A 21,213-nucleotide genomic window follows, 5' to 3' on the forward strand; every position below is an offset into this window, starting at 1 on the left:
GTGGCGAACACGAGGCCGAGGGGCTCCGCACCGACGCGGTGCGCCACGAACGTCAACGCCTGGGCCGAACCGGGATCGAGCCACTGGGCGTCGTCGATCACACAGATCAGCGGTTGGCGGGCCGCCGCCTCGGACAACAAGCCCAAGGTGGCCAGGCCCAGCATGAAGCGCTTGGGCGCCGCTCCCGTCCGCAGCCCGAATGCCGCAGCCAGGGCGTCCTGCTGCGGTCCGGGCAGGTGCTCCAGCGTGCCCAGAAACGGCGCGCAGACCTGGTGCAACACCCCGAACGGCAGCTCTGCCTCCGCTTCCACCCCGGCCGCGCGCACCACGCGGAAGCCGACCGCGGTCGAAGCCATGTGATCGAGCAGCGCGGACTTGCCGATACCGGCCTCACCGCGTACCACAAGAGCGCCACCTCGACCGGCCTTGACGGCATCCTGCCAGCGGTCGAACAACGCACATTCAGCACGCCGACCCAGGAAAACCGGGGGACGCCCCGACCACACCATGCTTCCAATCTAGCCGCGACATCCAGTCCACACCTCTGCGACCTGGGCTTCTCCCGTCGAACGCAGCCGGTGGCCGAGACGGGACGCGCGCGTGGCCGCTGCAAGCGTGTTCGATTTTTGTTCGATATCGTGTGGGGGGAGGTGAGCGCGGGATGAGCACGTGGTCGACAAGAGACCGGCAGGGCGTGGTGATGCATGTGCGCTGCCCGGACCGGCTGCCCGAGGACACCTACCGGCAGGTGCTGGAGCTGCTTGCGGAGCTCTCGCCGGTGGTGCAGGCCCTGCCGCCCACCGCGGCGCTGGTCGACCTGCGCGGCGCGCTGCGCTACCACGGCGCCGACGGCCGCCGCCTGGCAGAGGTGCTGCGCGTGCGGACGATCGCCCGGCTCGGCGTCGACATCCGGGTCGGCATCGGCCCGAGCATCACGGTCGCCGCGACCGCCTCCGCCCAGGTACCGCGCCCCGGCGGGGTACTCGCGATCGCCGCGGAACAGGCCACCGACTGGCTGGCGCGCCTGCCGGTGCAAGCCCTGCACGGCATCGGCCCCCGCCAGGCCGCCGTACTGACCGACTACGGCATCCACTCGGTCGGCCTGCTCTCCGCGATCGAGCCGGCCACCGTCCAGCGCCTGCTCGGCGGCAAGGCCGGCCGCCTCGCCACCGACCGGGCCCGCGGCATCGACCCCCGCCCCGTCGTCCCGCGCGCCCTGCCCCCGACCGCGACCGTGCGCTGCTCGTTCGACCGGCACACCCTGGACGGCGCCACCGTGCGTGCCGCCCTGCTGGACCTGGTGATGCAGCTCGGCACCCGGCTGCGCGGCCGCGGCCAGGCCGCCCGCGCCCTCACCCTGACGCTCAAGTTCGCCGGTGGCACCAGCTGGGACAAGACGCGTCGCCTGCGTGAGCCGTCGGCGCATGACGACGACCTGCGCCACCTCGCCTACCAACTGATCGACGCCGCAGGCCTGCAGCGCGGCCGCCTGACCGCACTCGCCCTGAAAGCCGAGGACCTCATCGCCGCCGACCAGGTCGCCGAACAGATCAGCCTCGATACCGCCCGCGAAGCCCGACTGGCCGCCGAAACGGCCATCGACCGGGTCCGCGACAAGTTCGGCCCCCGCGTCATCGGCCCCGCAGCCGTCTACCGCCGCGCCTGCTGAACGTGAGCGGCCCCCGATCCTCTGGCGCAGAGGCGCGGGCTCTTGCTGCTCGACCCGCCCCGGCCCCGCCCACCAGCTGCCGCACTGGCCCTACCTGCAGGCCGTCGATGCCGCCCTCACCGCTCGCAGCATCCCGCCCGCAGCGGTGCGCGCCGACCGCACCAGCCGCGAGCCGGGCGAGACCATGTACATGGTCCTCATCTGGGACGTCAGCCGCACGGCCGGCCAGCACGGTGTACGCCCCCGCTGGGTCGAGGGGGAAGGCTGGTCCTGTGCCCGCACCGGCGCCAACCCGCGCATCCGCACACCGCGCAGCCCTGCCCCGACGTATCGATCGCGCCTGGCGGGCACCGTGGCCCACATCGGGATCGGGCGGTGCCCGGGCGGGTCATCCTTGGGTGAGCACGATCTTCTTGCCGCCGGCCCCTCCGGTGACCACCCGGGCGAACGCAGCCGGTCCCTCGCTCAGTGGCAGGGGTTGCGGTGCGAGTTTCAAGGTTCCCGCGGCGGCCTGCTCCGCCAGCCGGGCCAGCTGCGCGGCGTTGGGTTCGACGTAGAGGTCCCAACTCGTGATGCCTCGTTCCTCCGCAGGCGCGTCCGAGGTCAGCGAGCACAGCCGGCCGCGGTCCCGCACCAAGGGCAGGGCGGCGTCCGCCGTGCCGGAGGCGATGATGAGGGCGGCGTCGAACCCGCCGCCTGCCTTGGCCGGCCAGTTCGGGTCGTGGTAGTCGACGACCTCCACCGCGCCCAGACCCAGCAGGCGCTCTGCGGCGCCGGCCGACGCGGTCGCGGTCACCTCGATGCCCTGGGCTGCGGCGAGCTGGATGGCCAGGGCACCGGTGGCCCCGCCCCCGTTGGTGACCAGGAGCCGCTGACCCCGGGCGAGGTCCAGCTTCTCCAGGGCCTGCACCGCGGTGAGTCCGTTGACCGGCAGCGCCGCCGCGCGCACAGCGTCCAGCCCGGGTGGGCAGGCTGCCGCGTGATCCGCGTTGATCAGGACGCGTTCGGCCCAGAAGCCGCTTCCCCCGGGCAGCGGGGCCTCGTGTGCGAGCACCCGGTCGCCTGCGGCAAACCCGCTGACATTTGCGCCGGCGGCCAGCACCTTGCCCGCGCCCTCCACTCCCAGCGCCGCCGGGGGGCGCAGCCCCACGTCCCAGCTACCGCCGTTGAGCAGTTCGTCCCACGGGCCGACACCGGCTGCCTCAACCGCCACCAGGATCTGACCGGGCCCGGGAGATGACGGCTCGGGCAACTCCAGCAGGCCGACTTCCTGCCCGGCCCCGGACACTCCACACGCCTTCACAGCAGATCCCCGTTCTCTCACGCAGTCCGGCCGACCAAGAGGCGCGGGCCGCAAACCCAAAGCAGACAGCAGCGTCGACCGCAGGATCCCCGACAGAGGCCGCTCGTGGTCCCAGCCGTATCGGTGCCGAGCCTATGCGGCAAGTGACTTGGACTTGTGGTCCATTTGAAGCGTGTCCACCTGGGCCAACTGCGCAATGGATCGGCACCTGGACCTTGGGGAGGGCCGGGGCGTACGGCGTCGTGTTCGAGTACGAAGCGTCGGCCATGCTGCAGGAGCGGCTCCAGTGCGTCCCGCAGCCCATCCGACATGCCCCCCGGAGACGTCCCTCTATCGAAGTGGACGCTCAACTCCCGCCCCAGACACGGCGATCAGCGCGAGCAGCTGCACGGCATGGTCGTGTATGGAGCCGACGCGCGCGCCCTGATCGTGAAGGCTGTCGACGCATTGCACTGACCCCGGATTGGCGCAGTGGCACGGCACTCAGCCTCCCCGGTGTGGCGCCGCCTGGGCTTCACCCATGCCATGCCCGCACGCGCGGGGATGGGTCCGGCCGGCAGAGCAATCCCGCCCAGGACCTGACTGCTCCCTGCAAGCACGGGGGGTGGTTCCTGGAGGGCCTCAGTCATATCTCCCGGGGGCTCTGCCCCTCCGGGACCTGCGGGATGGGTTGTGCCGGTGGGGTTAGGGGGTGCGGCCGATGTGGATGATGACGATGGTGATGGTGGTGTCGGTGATTTCGTACAGGACGCGGTAGCGGCCTACGTGCATGCGGCGCAGGTCGGGGGAGCCGTATGCAGTGTTGCCGTCGGGGCGGGGATTGTCGGCGAGCAGGTCGACGGCGTCCATGAGTTGGCGCAGGCCGTCGGGGTCGTCTTTGAGGAACCGGGCGGCCGTGTTGATGGCGGGCTCGTCCCAGGTGATCTTGTAGATCAAGAAGTCGACCCCAGTCCGAGGCGGGTGCGTACCTCGTCATGGGGGGTGGAGGACGTATGGCCTTCGGCCTGCCGGATCCGGTATTGAGCCAGAGCGAGGGCGTCCTCCAGGTCGGCGAGCTCCTGGGGGTTGATCAATACGGCAGCCGGCTGTCCGTGATCGGTGATGGTGATGCGTTCGCGTGCGTGGGAGGCCCGGCGTACCAGTTGGCCGAAGCGGGCCCGCGCCTCCGTGATCGGCAGCGTTTCGCTCATGTACAGAACTGTACACTTTCTGGGCGAGGGTGGGGGAGGAGTTGCGCACAGCCGGCCGACCTGCCCGACGGGAAGGTCCCGACCGCCGGGTACGGGTCGCTGGAGGCTGTCGCCTGCGCCCTCTTATGGCCGTGCCTGCGTGGGCAGGGTGAGAACTTCGGCTCCGTTGTCGGTGATGGCGATGGTGTGCTCGCTGTGCGCGGTCCGGCAGCCTGTCGCGCTGCGCAGCGTCCAACCGTCGGCGTCGGTGACGAGGGTGGCAGTGTCGGCCATGACCCAGGGCTCCAGGGCGAGCAGCAGTCCGGGGCGCAGCTTGTATCCGCGGCCGGGCCGCCCGGTGTTCGCGACGTGTGGGTCCTGGTGCATGGTCGAGCCGATGCCGTGGCCTCCGAACTCGGTGTTGATCGGATAGCCCGCCTTGCTGAGGACCGTGCCGATGGCGTGGGAGAGGTCGCCGATGCGCGCCCCGGGCTTGGCGGCGGCGATGCCGGCGGCGAGTGCACGTTCGGTCGTCTCGATCATCGCAACGCTCTTTGCCGGCCTGGCCTTGCCCACCAGAAAGCTGATCGCGGCGTCCGCTGCCACCCCGCCCCTGGCTACGGCGAGGTCGAGAGTCAGCAGATCCCCGTCTGCCAGCGTGTAGTTGTGAGGCCGCCCGTGGAGCACTCCGTCGTTGACGGCCGTGCAGATGTAGTGCCCGAACGGGCCGCGCCCGAAGGAAGGCGCGTAGTCGACGTAGCAGGACTGCGCTCCCGCCTCGGTGATCATCTCCTTGGCCCACTGGTCGATGTCGAGCAAGTTCGTCCCGACCGTGCTGCGCTGCTTCAGCGTGTGCAGGATGTTTCCGACCAGGGCGCCGGTGTCTCTCGCCCGCTCAAGCCGCGCGGAGTTCAGGATCTCAATCATGGGGGACCTCTCGTCTGCGTCCAATAACTATCCCGGTCTAACTGTACCGGTATTAGAATGGGGGTCATGGTCAGGTTGCCGCTCACCCCCGCCGAGGTAGAACGCGGACAGCGCCTTGGCGCCCTGCTCCGCCGAGCCCGGGGCTGCCGCTCGATGCTGGACGTGGCGCTCGCTTCGCACATCTCGCCGGAAACTCTGCGGAAGATCGAATCCGGCCGTGTGGCTACCCCCGCCTTCCCGACCATCGCAGCGATCGCCGACACCCTCGGCCTGTCTCTTGACGCCGTCTGGGCCGAGATTAGCCAGGCGGAGCGAACCGCCGAGGATCAGTCGGTCCTGCCTGTCACACGGCATCCATCGCTGGTTTCGTAACACCCACTCCACATCAAGTACGCATGAGCCAGTGAGCTTGTCCGCGGCCTCGTCAAGATCACCGGCGCAGAGCTACCGGCGAACGGCGATGTGCACGAGACCGGCCAGTGCGATCGCCACCGTGGCCCCTGGCGCGCAGGCCCTCGAAGCAGCTCCTCGACCTCCTGGCGAGCAAGCAGCCTCCGGAGGAGCGCTGACTCCTGCCGGCGATGAGCGCGGTGTGCCACCGGCTGCCGGGTCGCTCGCAGTCGCCCGCGGCTGGCCTTTCCTACAGCGGATGCTGTAACCGGTCGGTCGTGCCGCCCACGCGAGGGGATGGTCCCGTTCAGGGCGGGGCAGCAGGATGGCCGCGATCTGCTCCCCGCACGCGCGGGGATGGTCCCCTCAAGTACCGCGACAAGACCACCGTGGCCACCTGTTCCCCGCACGCGCAGGGATGCTGCTCAAGGCCATTGCCCCACGGTGGTCATCGCTGCTCGCGCTTCCTTCAACCAGCGCGGCCGCGACCCCTACGCCAGACTCGGCTACGAGTACGCCGCTGATTGCCTGGGTGCCGACCTGATGGTGACCCGATAGGAACCGGCCAGTGCCTCTGGCCGGTTCTGGCATGCGCAGCTCGCGTCGATCACTGTGCGCGAGCTGAGTTGCGGCGCCGGCAGCCCCCGATCACGTCTCGCCGCTCCAGCGCGCACCAGACGGCCACGTCCGCGGGTCGCGAGCAGGGCGAACGTTGCCTGGTGCGGCATGAGATGCCCGCCGAGGGCATAGTCCGACGCAGTCGACGTCGGCTCCCGGATTGTGACGCCCGCAGACGGGAGGCAGGGTGGTCTTGAGAGTGTTTGAGCGGGGCAGAAGGCGCACGGCCTGCCATGGATGCGGGCTGTGGCGTGTCCTCATCGCGAAGCACGTCGTGCGGGCCGGAAACCGGCGAACCTGGACACCGCCGAACAAGTGGGCCGGTACACCGGTCCGGAACGTGGTGGCCGACGCAAGATCGTCCATACCGGACAGGCCTACGGAGGTGTGGTTCATGTCAGAGAAGAACCCGGAGCACGGGAGGGCCGGCGAGGTCTCCTTGCCGCCCGAAGTCAAGTTGTTGCAGGAGGTCACTCCGCCTTTCTTTCCCGAAGGTGGTTCGGGAATGACCATCCTCGTCGAGTGGCCTCCCGGTCACCCCGGGCTCCCGCCGCACCGTCACACGGGCCCCTCGTTCGGCTACGTGATGGAGGGCGCCCTCCGGTTCGAGCTCGAGGGTGAGCCGGAGCGTGTCATCGAGGCCGGTGGGACGTTCTGGGAGCCGGGCGGTGACGTGATCCACTACCAGGACGGCAACGCCCTGTCGGACGCACCGACCAAGTTCGTGGTGACGATGGTGTGTGCGCCGGGTCAGCCGATGCTCACGTTGGTCGACGAGGAGGAGCTGAAGGAACGGGCGCACCTGCGCGCCCCGCGTCCCTCCGGAGGCTGACCTGCGCGCCCCGCGTCCCTCCGGAGGCTGAGCCGCGAGATCGGCAGGGGCGCGGAGTCCGGAACGCCGATCCCGGCGCGGGGCTTTGCACCGACCTCCGGCCTTCATCGCCATCGATCTCACCAACCTGCACCACAGCCCGTACCGGTCTCGGCGCGGCGTCAGGCCCGCTGGCCGGCACCGCTCCCGCATCACCGCCTGCACCCAGGACGCCAAAGGTCCCGGACGGCCGCCTGCTTCCACCCTCCCCGCCGCGTACCAGACCCCCTGGACCGCCTTGGGCAGCCGGCTGCTGCAGCCGCGGATCCAGCAACGCCTGCCGCGATCGTTTCCGCGAACACCACCATGTCCCTCCCGGCAATCGCCACGTCCCCTCACCCCACGACCTGCTCCAGCCTTGGCCCCCGCACCGCCTCGCGCGCCCAGAACTCGCAGTCCTCCCGCCACCCGCACACCACGCCCGCGCCAGCGCGAACACCTCGCCCGGCCCTACGCCGGCCTCCCGCACAGCCGCTTGCCGGGGGACCGCTCACGACGTCCCGTCCGTGCCCTGTGGCTGGGGTTGGGAGTGGTGCGCTTGTGCCCTGTTGCGCGTCGGCGGGTGCGGGTGCGGGACAGGTGTGGATGGTTTGCTCCCGCCGTGCGGGGACCACGAGGTGGGGGTCAGTGTGTTGTTTTCCGGGCTGGGATGAAGGTGATGGTGAGGTCGCGGGGGGTTGTTTCGCTGATGGGCACGGCTGTCAGTTTGGCCAGTCCGTAGGGTCCTACCTGGGCGGTTCTGGTGGTCCCGTCTCCGCTTGTGATCACTGCCTGGAGCGGTTGGGGATGGTCCCGTACGGGGCGCAGCACGAGTGTGATCTCGGCTTCGTGGTTGGTGCTGTCGACGTCCGCGTCGATCTCGACGGTGGGCTCGTAGCCGTAGTCCTCCAGTTCGGGGACGTACTTGTCGAGTGTGGGCATGGAAATGGGGCCGCGTACCCGCACGGCTGCCAGGGGGGCCTGGGCCAGCCAGGCTTCGACCTCGTCGGCCACGGACAGGCGTGCGATGGGGGCCAGTGGCGTGTCGCCGGGCGGAGCCGTCTGAGTGAGGACGGCGTGGGCCCGGGCGTGGGCCTCCTCCAGTTCGGACGGGGGGATGGTCTCCTCCGGCCTGGTGTCTGTCAGCGCATCGAGTTCCGTGAGGACCTCGAGCAACGAGACGAGGGAGGTGACGTCTCGCGGATCCGGGTCGGGGTGGTGGAACTCTGCCATGCGAGATCCTCTCTCAGTTCGCTGCGAGGCCAGGATGGCCCCGCAAAAGCTCCAAGGCCGCACGCAGCCGGGTTTTCGATGTGTTGGACGAGATGCGGAGCAAGGCCGCTATTTCGGCGTGGGTGTGGCCTTTGAGGACGAGGGTGACCACGTCGCGCAGGTGGCGGGGAAGCCGGCCAGTGGCCGCGTGCAGCCGTTCTTCCAGATCCATCTGGACTGCGGCTGTTTCGGGCCCGGCCGCGGTGCTGGCCGGCTCGTGGCCCGCTTCCCTGTTTTGTTCCAGCGACTCGATGAAGAGGTGTCCGCCTCGCTTGGCGGCACTGTCACGGCGCCGTCGCTGCAGCCATTGAGTCTGTGTGAGATGGCGCAGCCAGGCGGCGGGGTAGTCCACTGTCTGATGCAGGCGGCCGTTGCTGAGCAGGGTGTAGATGTGTTCCCACACGTCTTGGGCGAGGTCGTTGGCGGCTGCCGGGTCGTGTCTGCTCAGTGCACGAGCTTTCGCGTAGACGATCGGGACGGCTTCTTCGAAGCTGATACCCACCGTCTTCTCGAAGAGCTCGACGAGATCGGTCGGCGAGTCCTCACTGGGAGGGTGTGCTTCGGGCCCGGCGGAGGAGGAAACTCCCATAGATCGACGCTCCTCGCTTTCGGATGGCTGATGGCGGTGCGTGTGGTGGGCGCCCGCGCCGTGGAGCCGCGGATGCGTCATATCTGTTCGCTGTGTACTGATGCCGACTGCGCGCGCAGGGTTTGCCCGGGAGGGGTGATTTTTTTCGCGGGCTATCGGGCCCGCCGTCGCCGGCGTTTTTCGGCAGCACGGGCGGTGGAGGAACGCCCCGCTTTGCGAACCGGTCCGGCGGGAGGTGCTGGCAGGTGCAGGCCATTGCCCGTGTGCATGTAGGGCGCCCAGTCGCACGGGGGAGCACCGCGGTTAATGGCGTCCTGGCAGGTTTCTTGATATGCCGTCAGGCTGTCGCGGCCGGGCCACAACGAGTAGAACCTGCGGGCGAAGGAGCGTGCGGCATCGCTGGGCACCGGTCCCAGTGCGGAGACTTCCGTGACGGTTCCGCGAGCCCGTAAGGCCAGCGGAAAGCCGTTGAGGTCCCCGGCGTGCGGGGCATGACGGCCCACGTTGCAGGCGTTGACGAACACGAAGGTGGAGCGGCAGCCCGTGCTGAGCCATTCCCCTGCGGTGAGTGAGACGTTCTCCGAGAGCCTCAGACGTGAGTCGGTCGAGGCCGGCCACGGCTGGAACTCGCCGTGCGCGGCCACATGGGTGATGTCCCACTGACCCTGTGGTGTCAAAAAGTCGTTGCGTCCCTGCGCGGCCGTGCGCGGCCGTCGCACGTGGAAGCCCAGCGCGCGTAGCTGAGCCTGTACCTCGCGGCCTTCGTCCACCGCGCCGATCCGTGGGTCCCACCCGCCCACGAGGGCATTGTCCGCCCGCATCTTCGGCGTCTGCGGGGCGGCGCTGGGCAGGTAGGACACCCGCAATCGCTCGATCAGGTAGCCGTCGGGTCCTTGGGCCGCGTGCAGGGGGATTCCCGCGAAGCGGCGGTGCGGGATGACCGCGAGGTCGGTGGCAGGGGTGAGATGCATGGCGATGGGCTCCACGATCTCGTGGTGCAGTCTGGCCAGGGCGCCGGTTCCGCGGCGGCCCCGGCGGGAGTCACGCAGGTCGTGCCACAGGGCTTCGCGCAGCGCCATCAATGAGGCGGTGGTGGTCTTCAGCTTCACCGCCCAGTAGGAACAAGCCGTCTTTCCCGGTGAGCGCCCCAGCACCCACAGTCCTTGATTATGTGTCTCGATGAGCTGAACGAGCACGGTCGAAGAGCCGGCAGCTCCAGGTGCGCTGCGGGCGGACGGCACGACGACTTTCTTTCGGGGCGTGTCCAGGCGAGTGCGCATCAGCTCGAAGAGACGATTTCCGGCCTCCTCGGTGCGCCGTGAGAAATGCTCCGCGAGCAGGAACTCCTCTGCCAGGCCCGCATCGTCCAGGCACATGCGGTGCACGACTCCGATGCTCAGGTGGGCGGTCTCGAACGCCAGCTGGGGATGCCCGTGCGAGGCCAGCCATCCGGCCAGTCTCAGGGACGCTTTGGACACCTGGTGGGCGAGGTCGATCAGATCTGCTGTCCCGGTCGCCTCCGACAGCGAACGGCGCGCAATGTCGTGGATCTGCCGGACCGCCGTGTTGATGGCCTTCACGTCGCCCGCGTGCTCGGCGATGCCCAGCAGCGGCTGCAGCGCCCGCAGGGCTTGGCCCCAGCGGCCGCTGGTGACTGCTGCCTCGTACGCTTCACCGGCTATCTCCCGGCGGTCCGCGACCGAGAGGTCCTGTCCCGGGTAGCGGACCAGGCGGTTGAGGAGGTCGGCACGGAGCCAGGGCGTGTAGATGCAGGCGAACTCGTCGGCCAGTTCGAGTGCCGCCCTCACGGCCTGCTCAGCTGTGGTGCACGTGTCGAGAGGCGGCCGGCCCGGCCGCGGCCGGCGCCGAGGGGGCCGCCACTGCTCCACCAGATGCAGAACGCGTAGCTGCTCGTGCAGCGGATCCGTGCTGGCGGCCCACGTCATCAGGACCAGCACGATCCCCGGTATGTTCTGACGCCTGAGGGCATCCTGGAGCAAAACCGTCGGATCGGCGCCACCGCCGCGCTGCCGCGGGGCCTCGGCCACGGGCTTGGCTCCCACCACCGGGGTCTGCGCCGAGCCGACGGCGGAGAACTCTGCCTCGGCGAGATCTTCGTCCTCGCGCTCGTCAGCCAGATGGTCGGGCCCGTCAGCGGACGGCTGCCAAAGGTGCGCTTGACGCTTCCAGAACCAGGCTGCTGTCGATCGTTTCTCGCGGTAGAGGACGTCGCCCAGCTCATCAGCCGCCTGCGCCAGGCGGCGCATGGTCTTCTCCCGCTGCCAGTCGTTGAGGCCTTCCAGCTCCCCTTCGTGCGCGTAGCGGAACAGGGACTCCCAGTGGGCGATCTTGTCGGGGAGCTTGGGCTCGGACCTGGCCAATGTCAGCGCCGCATCCAGCACGTGGTGAAGCTGCGAGCTCAGTTCGAGGGCCTTGCGAGCCGATCGCATCGCCTGCGCGTGGTCACCGGTGGCATACAGGGCAGCCGCCGAATCCAGGTGCAACCGCACCTCGGCATCACGAAGCCGCGCCGGCAGGCGACTTCTGGCATGACCGTCGTCGCGGTCAGCGAGGATCGCCTCGGGCGGAAGCGATCCCCACATGTCCTGCTCCGCCTCCTGCAAAGCGGCAAGACGCTGTGTCTCGCCGTCAATCCAGCCGACCCGCCCCCGTCGGCGCAGCATGTACCAACTCTGTGCCTTGGACAGCCCTAAGTTCAGCAGAGCGGAGGCCACGTCCTCCGAGGGGGAGTGCTGTACTAGCAGTTCGCGTGCCTGCTCCAGACGCCGTGCGGCCTCCGCGACGCGCCCGTCCCACTCCTCGTCCCACGGCGCGGGCAGATGGCACACCGTCGACATGTACATGGTTGCCATGTGCCCCACAGCCTTGGCCGTGCCCACACGCCCCGGCGCCAGCTCACCCACGTGCGGCCACGCCTCTTCCAGCAGCCTGTACGAGTCGGCGAGCCGCCTGGCCCGGAACATGGCCGTGCCGGCCTGCGTCAGCAGATACGGCCACCCGCGCCTGGACCCCACCATCGCCCTGCCCTGGCCGACCATGGGCCGCAGCAACTCAACTAACCGGTCCCACACACGTGCCTGAACGCCAGCATCCGCAACGTCCTTGGCCAGGAGCTGCTTCACCTGGACCGAGAAGTCAGGCACCAGGCCCTGCTGATCGCACAGCGGCACGAGCGCCATCACACTGATCGCCGCCTCCAAGTCGCCGCGCACCGAGCCGCGCTCTGCGCGAAGCCGCCGGGCGGCCACGTCCATCAGGACGGCCCGGGTGGCGGGCTGTCGGCGCAACGACTCGAACAGCGCCGGATCATGGCTCAGCGCCCAGCGGCACACCTCCGGCAGAGCATCACCGAACTCACCGGACCAGAGCTCAAATCGATCACCGTTGCCCACCACCAGCCGGCACTGCGCCAGCACCGCCGTAACGGCTTCTTCGCTACCGCCGAAAGACCCCGGCCCGTTCCCCTCCTGAAAATGAACGTCGATAGACGCCACGCTGCCCCCCCCCGAAAACGTCCTTTGTACGTGGAGACCCCATACCACCTGCCGGCGACTCTCACACCGTAGGGCCACCTCTCTATCAGGGCCCATGGCCGCCTCGAACAGCCACGTGATGGCGGGTGCCGGCCAAAGCCGCCGATCTTCCGGCAGTGCAAAGCCCGGTCGCGGTCGTCACCGTTTCCTCAGGCGCAACAGCAGTCAACTCCGTTGCAGGGGCACCATTCTGCGTCGAAGTTCACGGGCCTTCGGGCGAAGGTGAAAACTCTCCGCACGTCGACCGCATCCTTCCTCCCATCCCCGATTCAGTGCCGGGACGATGCATCCCGGCAGATGGAAGGAAATGCCATGAGTACGCTGTTCAAGCCGGTCAGGACAATGGGCGCCCAACCGGGCAACGTCTTCTTCGCGATGCCGTTCGGCACCAAGACCCTGACCAACGGAACATCGTTCGATTTCGACGGCTTCTACGCCGACGTCTGCGTCCCCCTCGTGAGCGACGAATGCGGCATGGAACCTGTACGCGTCGACGGCATCTACGGCTCGCAGGGCGTCCTGGAGACCGTGTGGCGTGCCATGCAGCAGGCCCACATCGTGGTCGCTGACCTCACCGCCCGTTCCGTCAACGTCAGTTTCGAACTGGGCTGGGCGCTTCTGCTCGGCAAGCGGACGGTGCTGCTGACCCAGGAAGCCGACGACGTCCCCACGGACATCAAGGGCTTGTTCCGCTACATCCCCTACAGTCCCAACTACGCGGACATGCAGCGGATGCGCAACGAGCTCGCCCTCGAACTGCGGGCACTGAGCGAAGCACCCGCCGAGGAGATGGCGCCGATGCCCATGCCCGGCGGAAGCCGCAGTTCGATGCCCGCTCGTGTGATCTCCGTGTCCCAGGATTACGTGGTCGTCCAGGACGAACGCGGCCGCCGCGGCGTCATGGGCAACGGCGACGTCGAATACTCCCGCCTCATCAAGGACATGCGGCGCCGCTTCGAGGTCGACCAGCGCATCGACGGGGCGTTCGTCATCGACCCGATGCGCAGCGAGATGCGCTACACACTCCTCGGAGCGGAGACCAACCCCTGGCCGTTGCTGGAAAGCCGCTACCCCGCGGGCACCACGGTGAAGGGACGCGTGCACAGCGTCGTCGAACAAGTCGGCGCCTTCGTCACAGTGGACCTGAACGTCAACGGCCTCATCCCATGGACCCAACTGCCCTCGGCGGCTCCCCGGCAGGGCGATGAGGTGGAGGTGACCGTCACGCGCGTCGACAGCGCGCAGCGCCGTATCGGCCTGAAGCTGAAGCGGCCTCTGACCGCGGTACCGTCCCCGGCGCAGGAGCCGTTCGCCGCCGTCGGCTGGCGAGGCTACTGCGAGGTGGTACGCACTGCCCCGGAGCACAACGGGCGCGGCGGATTCATCCTGCTGGCACGTGATCGCGGCAGCCGTCCGGCCATGCTCCTTGCCAAGCACATGAGCACGGATCTGCGCGCCGATCTCAACGACGGTCAGGTCGAGATCGGCGAAGAGATCTACGTCGAGGTACTCAGCGTGGACACGGCCCGAGCCCGGACCCTGCTGCGCGAGATCCCCGACGACAGTGACTCCGCGAAGCTGGACAGGGCAGGCTGACAACTCCGCCTGTCGCCCAGGGCCGGTACCGGCCAGAGCCCCCGCCCGGTCATCCATGGTGACCGGGCGGACGGCGTGTTGAGGCTGGGCAGCGCCTGGGACGGCCACACAGCGGCCAACGCGGGGTCCAAGACCGGAGGCTTCCGCACGGCGATGTCAAGAGATCCTGGTTCGACCCGCCCTGAGGAGAGTTGGATCTTCGACGAGTTCGACGACCTGGCTCTCCCACCGAGGCTCAGCCCACCGCGATCGCCCCCCTGCCCCCTCGTCAGGCGTTCCCGTCGTCGTGCGGCAGCACGCCGTCCGCTCTCGGGATGGGAACGCAGCCGCCGTCGGCTCGAATTTTCGCGACGAGCTTTTCGAGTTCGACCAGGGTGTCCTCGTCGAGCAGCGAAGGGTTCGCCTCGAGCATCAACGCGACGTGTTCCCCGATGCGTTGAGGAGTGAGATCGTCCGTCGCCCCCAACTCCACCGGACCGTCCTCGCCCTCGTCCACGACCCGGGCGTTGCGCACCAGTCGTAGCTGCCCATCGCTGTAGATCCTGGCCACCACAGCCGCAGCGAACCGCTTCCGCGCCTCTGCGCCGCTCATGGTCGCCCGCTGATCGTCTGAAACGGTGACGACTTCCTGCAGATCCTCCGCCGCCTCAGCCCGGCGCTCACTTGTGGAGCCGACGCGCGCCCTGGTCGTGAAGGCCATCGAAGCATTGCACTGACCCCGGACATGACGCAGTGGAGCGGCACTCAGCCCCCGGCGCGGCGCCGCCTAGGCAGAGCACCGAGCGCTGCTGGAACCCGCCGAACCGGCCGCAGCGCCCACACCAAATCAACGCCTTCAGTGCCTCAAGGCGCGAGCAGCACAAGCACGAGCGTCAACGCCTTCCACTCGACGGCGCTGCTGCACTCGGAGGTGCCGTGGACGTCACGGAAGCCTCGGGCTGTCGCGGAGTGCTCTCGGGCAGCTTTTCGTCACCCACTCCGAACAGGAACCCGAACACCAGCAGAGCTGTCGCAAGCGCAGTGAAGCCCAGCGCACGGTCCTCTGCAGTGGGCGGGCCCGCATGGCTGTCCCGGCAACGCCGGTACACGCCGAACCCGATGAGGCAACTGATCACGACCAACAAGCCGTTGACAGTGGGGATCTGCAGGCTGATCACGATAGGGCCCTTTGTCTCAGTGGGCGCGAGTGCGGCATCACGACGCCGACGGGCCCATTCGATATGAGGGGTAGCCATCAAGCTAGCGGTGTGCATGTCACCAAGTTCCAGCGGTGAATATGCCGCATCGGATGGCTTTTTTTTAAAGGGGGCCCACCCCTCACTCGCCGACAGCCTGCATGCCGCGAGTTACAGCAAGGATATTCCTTGAAATGAGCGCTGAACAGGCTTGCCGAACTCCACATCCGCGCCACAAGCCGTACCTTGTCCGCGCCCAGAACCGCAGCCCCTCAACGCGCGAGCACCACAGGACACCCGACAGCCACCCACGCCACGATCCGCCCTCTGCGGCCACAAGGAGTCCTCGGCTTAATTGCTACGGAGCATCAAGCCCCCCGGCGGTCGGCCCCTTCCGCTACAGAGGAGCCCCATATTCCGCGGCAGTTGGAACTGCGGGGCAGCAGAAGCCCGTGCACTGAGCGTCACCCCCCGGCCCGCCAACGGCACCTCTGGCGTCGCCGCGCCGTCGCGGATCCCGCAACTCCACCCCTGCGACGCCTTTCCGCATGCCACCATGGTCCGGTGCCGGAGCTAGTGCGCATTCCGCTGGCGGACGGGGACTTCCTCGTTGCCGAGATCGACCGGATGGACATCCCCGGTGACTCCGTCGTCCTGGCCGCTCCCGAGCCGGGGCGGGCCATCGCTCAGTCGGCCCGGACCCTGGAGTCGAGCCTCGCCTCGCTCCGCCCCGCCCTGGCGGGCATCACCGAGGCGCTCAAGGCCCTCGGACCGCACGAAGTGCGGATGGAGTTCGGAGTCAAGCTCGGCGGCGAGACCGGCGTGATCCTCGCCAAGGGCACCGCCGAGGTGCACTTCACTGTCAGCCTGACCTGGAACCGTTCCGGACCAGCAGCCGAAGAGACCTGATGGAGGCGGCGGGCACTGCCGTCGTCCGGTTCCGGACGGCGGACGCCGGCGAGATCGTCGGGCACGGCGTCCTCGTCGACGACGAGCACGTGGTCACCTGCGCGCACGTCGTCAACGCCGTCCTGGGCCGCGACCTGCGCAGCCGGGAGTCAGCCGAGGGGCAGCTGCTTCGGCTGGAGTTCCCACTGCTGGCGGAGCTCGCCGCGTACGTGCCCGAGCGCCGGGCCCGGGTGGATGCATGGGCGGCGCCCGGGGACGCCTTCGACGGGCTCGACGTGGCGGGCCTCACCCTGGTCGGCGAGGGCCGGCCGGTGGGCGCCGTACCGCTGCCGCTTGCCGTGCGGCCCGCCGTGGCGGGCGACGTGCTGATGTTCGGGCCCGCCCCGGGACGTCCCGGTGGCTGGGTGCCGGGACGGCTGCGCCCGCAGGTCACGCGCTACCGCCAGCAGGTCGACCAGGCCGGGCAGGGCGCCCTGGTGGCACAGCCCCGCTACAGCGGCACGCCCCTGCTGGATCCAGAAGCCGGTCAGGTGCTCGGCATCCTGGTGGCGACCGCGGTGGGCCGGGACGCCATGGACGTGTACGCGGTGCCGGTGCCCGGCATCACCGCGGCGTGGCCGGCGGTCTTCGCGCCGCTGCCGCCGTCGCCGTACAAGGGCCTGGAGGCGTTCGGCCAGGAGGACGCCCACCTCTACTTCGGCCGCGCGGCGCTCGCGGACCGGATCGCGACAGCCGTCGAGGAGCGGAGCCTGGTGCCGATCGTGGGCGCCTCGGGGGTCGGGAAGTCGTCGTTTGCCCACGCCGGCCTGCTGCCCCGGCTGGCCGCCGGGCGGACGAGGTGGACGTTCGTCTCCGTACGGCCGCGGCCGCATCTGGAGGCCGCACTGGCCGCGGGGTTCGCCCGGGCCGCAGGCGCCGCCCACCCGGTGCCGCTGTCAGAACTCGAAGCCTGGCAGCAGAGGCTGACCCGGGACGGCCTGGCTGCGACCGGCGAGCTGATCCTGGCATCGACCGGAACGGACCGGCTGCTGCTGGTGATCGACCAGTTCGAGGAGGCGGTGGACGGCTCGGAGAGGACCGTCCGGCTGCTCGCCGACCTCGGTGGCCTCGCCCACCGGGCGCCCTCCCCGGTCGCGGCCGTGCTGACACTGCGTGAGGACGCCTTCGGGGAACTGTTCGTCGCCCAGGGCGAGTTCGGCGAGCTGCTCCGGCAGACGGCGGTGGCCCTGCCCGGCATGGACCCAGGCGGGCTGCGCGAGGTGATCACGGCCCCCGCAGCGCTGCACGGGATCACACTCAACGAGGCACTGGTACGGGAGCTCGGCGCGGCCGTCGGCGGCCGGCCGGGCGCGCTGCCGCTGCTGGAGTTCACACTGGACCGGATGTGGGCGACGCTGGCCCGCGGCCAGACGATGCTCTCGTACGACGCGTACCAGGAGATCGGCCGGCTGGACGGGGCGTTGGCGGAGTATGCGGACGGCGTGCTGGCGGGCCTTGGCGACGCGGAGCGGGATACCGTACGGCAGCTGTTCCTCCACCACCTGGTGTCGCTGGAGCAGACCGACACCCGACGGGTGGCCCGGCGCCAGGACATGACTCCAGGTCAGTGGTCGGTGGCGGTGCGGCTGGCGAACGAGCGCCTGCTGACGGTGGGCCGCAGCCCCGACGGGGCCGAGACCGTTGAGGTGGTGCACGAGGCACTGCTGCGCGCCTGGGACACCCTGCAGGCATGGCTGGCGGAGGAGGAGCCGTTTCGCCACTGGCGTCAACTCGTCGGGTACGCAAGGAGATCCGGCGGGGACGCCACCGAGGGCGAGTCGGCCCGCGGGATGCTGACCGGCCCGCTGCTCGCCGACTCCGAGCGGTGGCTGGCGACCCGCCCGGCGGACGTCACCGCGGAGGAGCGGGCGTTCATCGAGGCCAGCCGGTCACGGCAGGAGCAGGAGGAAAGCCGTTACCGGACCCTGTTCCAGCAGTCGCTGGCACACACGCTGAGCCAGGCGGCCGAGCGGGCGGCGGACCCCGTGGTGGCGCTGCTGCTCGCCGTGGAGTCCCTGGAACGCGCCGCGGACCCCGCCGTGGAGGTGCAGGTGCGGGCCGCCCTGGCACGGCTCGGCGGGGACGAGTCGGTGCGAGTGGAACGGGCCGGGTACGAGGCGGAGTTCGACCGCATGGCCCGACGGGTGGGGCTGTTGGAACGGGGGCCGGTCTACTTCCGGTCGCGCACCGAGCCGCTGTATGCGGGCGGCGGGCGGGAGCTGTGGCTCTCCGACAGGCACGAGCTCTCGGTGCGCCGGGACACCGCGCCTGCGGCAACCCTGCGGATGCCCATGCCAGTGGCGGTCGCTGCCTGGTCGGCGGATCTGACCGCGGCCTGCCTCGCCACGGAGTACGGGGAGCTGCGGTTCTTCGCGATCGACGAAGGTGCCGTGACCCGATGGCGCGTACGGCTGCCCGCGGCAGCCACCTGCCTGTCGCTTGACCATGAGGCAACCCGGATCGCGGCCGCCTGCGACGACGGGGTCACCCGCCTCCTCGACGCGGCGGATGGGGGACGCGAGGCCGCGGCCTTCGACACGCCCGGTCAGGTGCGCGACATCGACTTCGGTCCGGACGGCGAGAGCCTGGCGATACTCCACCAGGGCTCCGCCGTCATCTGGGATCTGCGGACCTCGCAGGTGATGCACAAAGCCCGCTGCTCCAGGGGCAGCCTGGCAATCACGGGATCCGGCACCGGTATCGTGCTTCCGAGCCTGGAGGGCGAGGAAATCACCCGGCTCATCCCGCTGGAGCCGCAGCGACTCCTCGATCTGGCCCGCCGCGCCGCCGGTCGCGACCTCACCGCCCTTGAGTGGCAGGAGCACGTGGGAACCGGCCCGGAGGGTGACCTCACCGGCTTTGCAGAACCAGCAGCGAACGGTGGATGAGCCGGACCCGTTCGCCGGCACGCACCGGCGCTCTGCGCTTTTCAGCCGATGCCGTGGCCGTGTCGACCACCACCTCCCATCCGCCGGGGCGCGACAGCGGCACGGCGAACTCCATGTCGCAGTCGTCGGCGTTGAGCAGCACCAGGAACGAGTCGTCGACCAGCCGCTCGCCCCGTGGTCCCGGCTCGCTGATGGCTTCGCCGTTGAGGAACAGCGCCATCGCCCGCATCGGCTTGTCGAGGCCCTCGTCAGTCAGCTCCTCGCCGTCGGGGCTGAACCAGGCGACGTCGCGAAGTTCGTCGTACGTGCCCGCGACCGGGCGACCGTGGAGAAACCGCCGCCGTCGCAGCGCCGGGTGCTCGCGGCGCAGCAGCACGAGGTCCCGAACGAAGGTGAGCAGGCCGCCGTCGTCCTCGTCGTCGGGCCACCGCACCCAGGAGATCTCGTTGTCCTGGCAGTACGCGTTGTTGTTGCCGAACTGGGTGCGGCCGAGCTCGTCGCCGTGGCCGAGCAGCGGCACCCCCTGGGAGAGCAGCAGCGTGGCGATCAGATTGCGTTGCTGGCGGGCGCGCAGGCGCAGCACCTCGGGGTCATCGCTCTCGCCCTCCACGCCGCAGTTCCACGAGCGGTTGACGTCCGGTCCGTCCCAGTTGCCGTCGCCGTTGGCCTCGTTGTGCTTGCCGTCGTACGACACCAGGTCGCGCAGCGTGAAACCGTCGTGGGCGGCGATCTGGTTGATCGAGGCGATGGGAGCGCGGCCGTCGTCCTGGTAGAGGTCGGGTGAGCCGGTCAGCCGGTCGGCGAGTTCGGTGCCGCGCACGGGGGCGCCGCGCCAGAAGTCGCGCACGCTCTCCCGGTAGCGCATGTTCCATTCGGTCCACAGCGGGGGGAACTGACCGACGGCGTAGCCGCCTTGTCCGATGTCCCACGGCTCCGCAATCAACTTGACCTGGCTGACGACGGGGTCCTGCGCCACCAGGCTGAAGAACGCGGACAGCCGGTCCACCTCGTGGAAGGTGCGCGCCAGGGTGGCCGCCCGGTCGAAACGGAAGCCGTCGACGTGCATCTCGGTGACCCAGTAGCGCAGCGAGTCGAGGATCATCTGCAGGACGTACGGGGACCGCATGAGCAGAGAGTTCCCGGTGCCCGTGGTGTCCACGTACAAGTCGGCGCGTTCGTCTCGCAGCCGGTAGTACATGGGGTTGTCCAGGCCACGGAAGCACAGCGTCGGCCCGAGGGTGCCGCCTTCGCCCGTATGGCTGTAGGAGACGTCCAGAATCACCTCGAGGCCCGCCTCGTGCAGAGCCCTGACCATCGACTTGAACTCCATGACCTGCTGGCCCCGGTCACCCCAGGACGCATACGCATTGTGCGGGGCGAAGAAACCAATGGTGCTGTACCCCCAGTACTGGGTGAGCCCCATGTCCTCCAGCCGCGGGTCCGATACGAACTGATGGACCGGCATCAGCTCCACCGCGGTGACACCGAGCCGCACCAGGTGCTCCAGGATGGCGGGGTGCGCCAGCGCCGCGTAACTGCCCCGCAGCTCCTCCGGGATGTCCGAGTGCAGCATGGTCAGACCCTTCACATGGGCCTCGTAGATCACCGTGTCCGCATAGGAGGTGCGTGGCTGGCGGTCGTCGCCCCAGTCGAAGTACGGATTCACCACCACCGAGGACATGGTGTACGGACCGCTGTCCAGGTCGTTGCGGCGGTCGGGGGCCTCGGGAGGGCGGGTGTAGACCGCGTCTCCCCAATGGACCTGGCCGCTGATCGCCTTGGCGTAGGGATCAAGGAGCAGCTTGGCCGAGTTGCAGAGCAGGCCCCTCGCAGGGACGTAGGGGCCGTGCGCGCGATATCCGTAACGCTGCCCCGGCATCACTCCGGGGAGATACGCGTGCCGGACGAAAGCGTTCGCCTCGCGGAGCTCGACCGCCGTCTCGGAGCCGTCGTCGTGCAGCAGGCACAGCTCGACCCGGTCCGCCGCTTCCGACGCCACAGCGAAGTTCGTGCCCGCCCCGTCGTAGGTCGCCCCCAACGGGTGCGATTCCCCCGGCCACACCTGCATGCTCCGAGGCTACGCGCCGAGGTCACAGCTCTCAGCAGTTCCGGATCACCGCCCGCTGGCAGGCGCGGGCTCGGCTGCCGGCGCGAACTCCCGGTGAGCCCCGCGCATAGTGAGACGTGCAGGTGAGGTAGGGCCGGCGTGCGGTGCTCGTGCTGGTGGGCGGCGGGGGCCCATGTTGAAGATCATCTGTACTGGCG

17 protein-coding genes are annotated in these 21,213 nt (G+C 69.4%); 7 read left to right on the forward strand and 10 right to left on the reverse strand.

Annotated features, from left to right (window positions below; genetic code table 11):
• On the reverse strand, positions 1–455 hold a 455-nt coding region (locus H305_RS48095), incomplete at its 3' end, for an AAA family ATPase (protein ID WP_234021373.1).
• Positions 456–661: 206 nt separating this feature from the next.
• On the opposite strand from H305_RS48095, the gene H305_RS0136335 reads away from it, so the two are divergent.
• Entirely contained in the window at positions 662–1,669 is a 1,008-nt protein-coding gene (locus H305_RS0136335; protein WP_051371356.1) for a DNA polymerase Y family protein, read from the forward strand.
• 388 nt (positions 1,670–2,057) lie between these two features.
• Here H305_RS0136335 and H305_RS0136345 read toward each other — a convergent pair whose 3' ends face one another.
• Positions 2,058–2,957 (reverse strand): NADP-dependent oxidoreductase, encoded by a 900-nt coding sequence (locus H305_RS0136345; RefSeq protein WP_051371359.1) that lies wholly within the window; start codon positions 2,955–2,957, stop codon positions 2,058–2,060.
• Positions 2,958–3,281: 324 nt separating this feature from the next.
• Between H305_RS0136345 and H305_RS53665 the strand changes: the two genes are divergently transcribed.
• Positions 3,282–3,428, forward strand: a complete 147-nt coding sequence (locus H305_RS53665) for a hypothetical protein (protein WP_158690643.1) — start codon at positions 3,282–3,284, stop codon at positions 3,426–3,428.
• Positions 3,429–3,656: 228 nt separating this feature from the next.
• Here H305_RS53665 and H305_RS0136355 read toward each other — a convergent pair whose 3' ends face one another.
• The 3 genes from H305_RS0136355 to map all read right to left on the reverse strand — a co-directional run bounded on the left by H305_RS0136355 (position 3,657) and on the right by map (position 5,068).
• Positions 3,657–3,908, reverse strand: coding sequence for a type II toxin-antitoxin system RelE family toxin (locus H305_RS0136355; protein ID WP_028804778.1), 252 nt, complete (start codon positions 3,906–3,908; stop codon positions 3,657–3,659).
• Positions 3,905–4,162: a type II toxin-antitoxin system Phd/YefM family antitoxin gene (locus tag H305_RS0136360; protein WP_028804779.1), complete on the reverse strand. Its 258-nt coding sequence runs from the start codon at positions 4,160–4,162 to the stop codon at positions 3,905–3,907. The genes H305_RS0136355 and H305_RS0136360 overlap by 4 nt, the downstream gene beginning before the upstream one ends.
• Before the next feature lie 123 nt (positions 4,163–4,285).
• Positions 4,286–5,068: a type I methionyl aminopeptidase gene (gene map / locus H305_RS0136365; protein ID WP_028804780.1), complete on the reverse strand. Its 783-nt coding sequence runs from the start codon at positions 5,066–5,068 to the stop codon at positions 4,286–4,288.
• Positions 5,069–5,134: 66 nt separating this feature from the next.
• On the opposite strand from map, the gene H305_RS0136370 reads away from it, so the two are divergent.
• Positions 5,135–5,440 (forward strand): helix-turn-helix domain-containing protein, encoded by a 306-nt coding sequence (locus H305_RS0136370; RefSeq protein ID WP_028804781.1) that lies wholly within the window; start codon positions 5,135–5,137, stop codon positions 5,438–5,440.
• 1,030 nt (positions 5,441–6,470) lie between these two features.
• Positions 6,471–6,908 carry a cupin domain-containing protein gene (locus H305_RS0136375; protein ID WP_028804782.1) on the forward strand — a complete coding sequence of 146 codons (438 nt, stop codon included), beginning with the start codon at positions 6,471–6,473 and terminating at the stop codon, positions 6,906–6,908.
• Between the two features lie 663 nt (positions 6,909–7,571).
• Here the strand turns inward: H305_RS0136375 and H305_RS0136380 are convergent.
• The 3 genes from H305_RS0136380 to H305_RS0136390 all read right to left on the reverse strand — a co-directional run bounded on the left by H305_RS0136380 (position 7,572) and on the right by H305_RS0136390 (position 12,302).
• The gene (locus H305_RS0136380) at positions 7,572–8,159 is read right to left on the reverse strand and encodes a hypothetical protein (RefSeq protein ID WP_028804783.1); all 588 of its coding nucleotides are present in this window, start codon (positions 8,157–8,159) and stop codon (positions 7,572–7,574) included.
• Positions 8,160–8,172: 13 nt separating this feature from the next.
• On the reverse strand, positions 8,173–8,787 hold the full coding sequence (locus H305_RS0136385) for an RNA polymerase sigma factor (RefSeq protein WP_028804784.1): 615 nt from the start codon (positions 8,785–8,787) through the stop codon (positions 8,173–8,175).
• A 152-nt stretch (positions 8,788–8,939) separates the two neighbouring features.
• Positions 8,940–12,302 carry a CHAT domain-containing protein gene (locus H305_RS0136390; protein ID WP_028804785.1) on the reverse strand — a complete coding sequence of 1,121 codons (3,363 nt, stop codon included), beginning with the start codon at positions 12,300–12,302 and terminating at the stop codon, positions 8,940–8,942.
• Between the two features lie 351 nt (positions 12,303–12,653).
• Here H305_RS0136390 and H305_RS0136395 point away from each other — a divergent pair, with 351 nt between their 5' ends.
• A complete protein-coding gene (locus tag H305_RS0136395) occupies positions 12,654–13,937 on the forward strand; it encodes a S1 RNA-binding domain-containing protein (protein WP_028804786.1) in 1,284 nt (427 codons plus the stop codon).
• Between the two features lie 268 nt (positions 13,938–14,205).
• Here H305_RS0136395 and H305_RS0136400 read toward each other — a convergent pair whose 3' ends face one another.
• On the reverse strand, positions 14,206–14,637 hold the full coding sequence (locus H305_RS0136400) for a hypothetical protein (protein ID WP_028804787.1): 432 nt from the start codon (positions 14,635–14,637) through the stop codon (positions 14,206–14,208).
• 1,039 nt (positions 14,638–15,676) lie between these two features.
• On the opposite strand from H305_RS0136400, the gene H305_RS0136405 reads away from it, so the two are divergent.
• Together H305_RS0136405 and H305_RS0136410 are read left to right on the forward strand one after the other, a co-directional pair.
• Positions 15,677–16,021: a CU044_2847 family protein gene (locus H305_RS0136405; RefSeq protein WP_037766492.1), complete on the forward strand. Its 345-nt coding sequence runs from the start codon at positions 15,677–15,679 to the stop codon at positions 16,019–16,021.
• Complete coding sequence (locus H305_RS0136410) at positions 16,021–18,948, forward strand: S1 family peptidase (RefSeq protein WP_028804789.1); 2,928 nt, start codon at positions 16,021–16,023, stop codon at positions 18,946–18,948. Before H305_RS0136405 ends, H305_RS0136410 begins: the two co-directional genes overlap by 1 nt.
• Here H305_RS0136410 and glgX read toward each other — a convergent pair.
• A complete protein-coding gene (glgX, locus tag H305_RS0136415) occupies positions 18,911–21,016 on the reverse strand; it encodes a glycogen debranching protein GlgX (RefSeq protein WP_028804790.1) in 2,106 nt (701 codons plus the stop codon). The two genes, H305_RS0136410 and glgX, sit on opposite strands and share 38 nt — an antisense overlap.
• Positions 21,017–21,213: the final 197 nt, after the last annotated feature.

It is taken from the genome of Streptomyces sp. 142MFCol3.1 (assembly GCF_000424945.1).
GTDB classification, from domain to species: domain Bacteria; phylum Actinomycetota; class Actinomycetes; order Streptomycetales; family Streptomycetaceae; genus Streptomyces; species Streptomyces siamensis.

Coding starts and splice junctions, on each gene's coding strand:
- glgX (WP_028804790.1), bottom strand. CDS start 21,016: ATGCAGGTGTGGCCGGGGGAATCGCACCCGTTGGGGGCGACCTACGAC.
- H305_RS0136400 (WP_028804787.1), bottom strand. CDS start 14,637: ATGGCCTTCACGACCAGGGCGCGCGTCGGCTCCACAAGTGAGCGCCGG.
- H305_RS0136335 (WP_051371356.1), top strand. CDS start 662: ATGAGCACGTGGTCGACAAGAGACCGGCAGGGCGTGGTGATGCATGTG.
- H305_RS0136360 (WP_028804779.1), bottom strand. CDS start 4,162: ATGAGCGAAACGCTGCCGATCACGGAGGCGCGGGCCCGCTTCGGCCAA.
- H305_RS0136395 (WP_028804786.1), top strand. CDS start 12,654: ATGAGTACGCTGTTCAAGCCGGTCAGGACAATGGGCGCCCAACCGGGC.
- H305_RS0136380 (WP_028804783.1), bottom strand. CDS start 8,159: ATGGCAGAGTTCCACCACCCCGACCCGGATCCGCGAGACGTCACCTCC.
- H305_RS53665 (WP_158690643.1), top strand. CDS start 3,282: ATGCCCCCCGGAGACGTCCCTCTATCGAAGTGGACGCTCAACTCCCGC.
- map (WP_028804780.1), bottom strand. CDS start 5,068: ATGATTGAGATCCTGAACTCCGCGCGGCTTGAGCGGGCGAGAGACACC.
- H305_RS0136375 (WP_028804782.1), top strand. CDS start 6,471: ATGTCAGAGAAGAACCCGGAGCACGGGAGGGCCGGCGAGGTCTCCTTG.
- H305_RS0136385 (WP_028804784.1), bottom strand. CDS start 8,787: ATGGGAGTTTCCTCCTCCGCCGGGCCCGAAGCACACCCTCCCAGTGAG.
- H305_RS0136410 (WP_028804789.1), top strand. CDS start 16,021: ATGGAGGCGGCGGGCACTGCCGTCGTCCGGTTCCGGACGGCGGACGCC.
- H305_RS0136370 (WP_028804781.1), top strand. CDS start 5,135: ATGGTCAGGTTGCCGCTCACCCCCGCCGAGGTAGAACGCGGACAGCGC.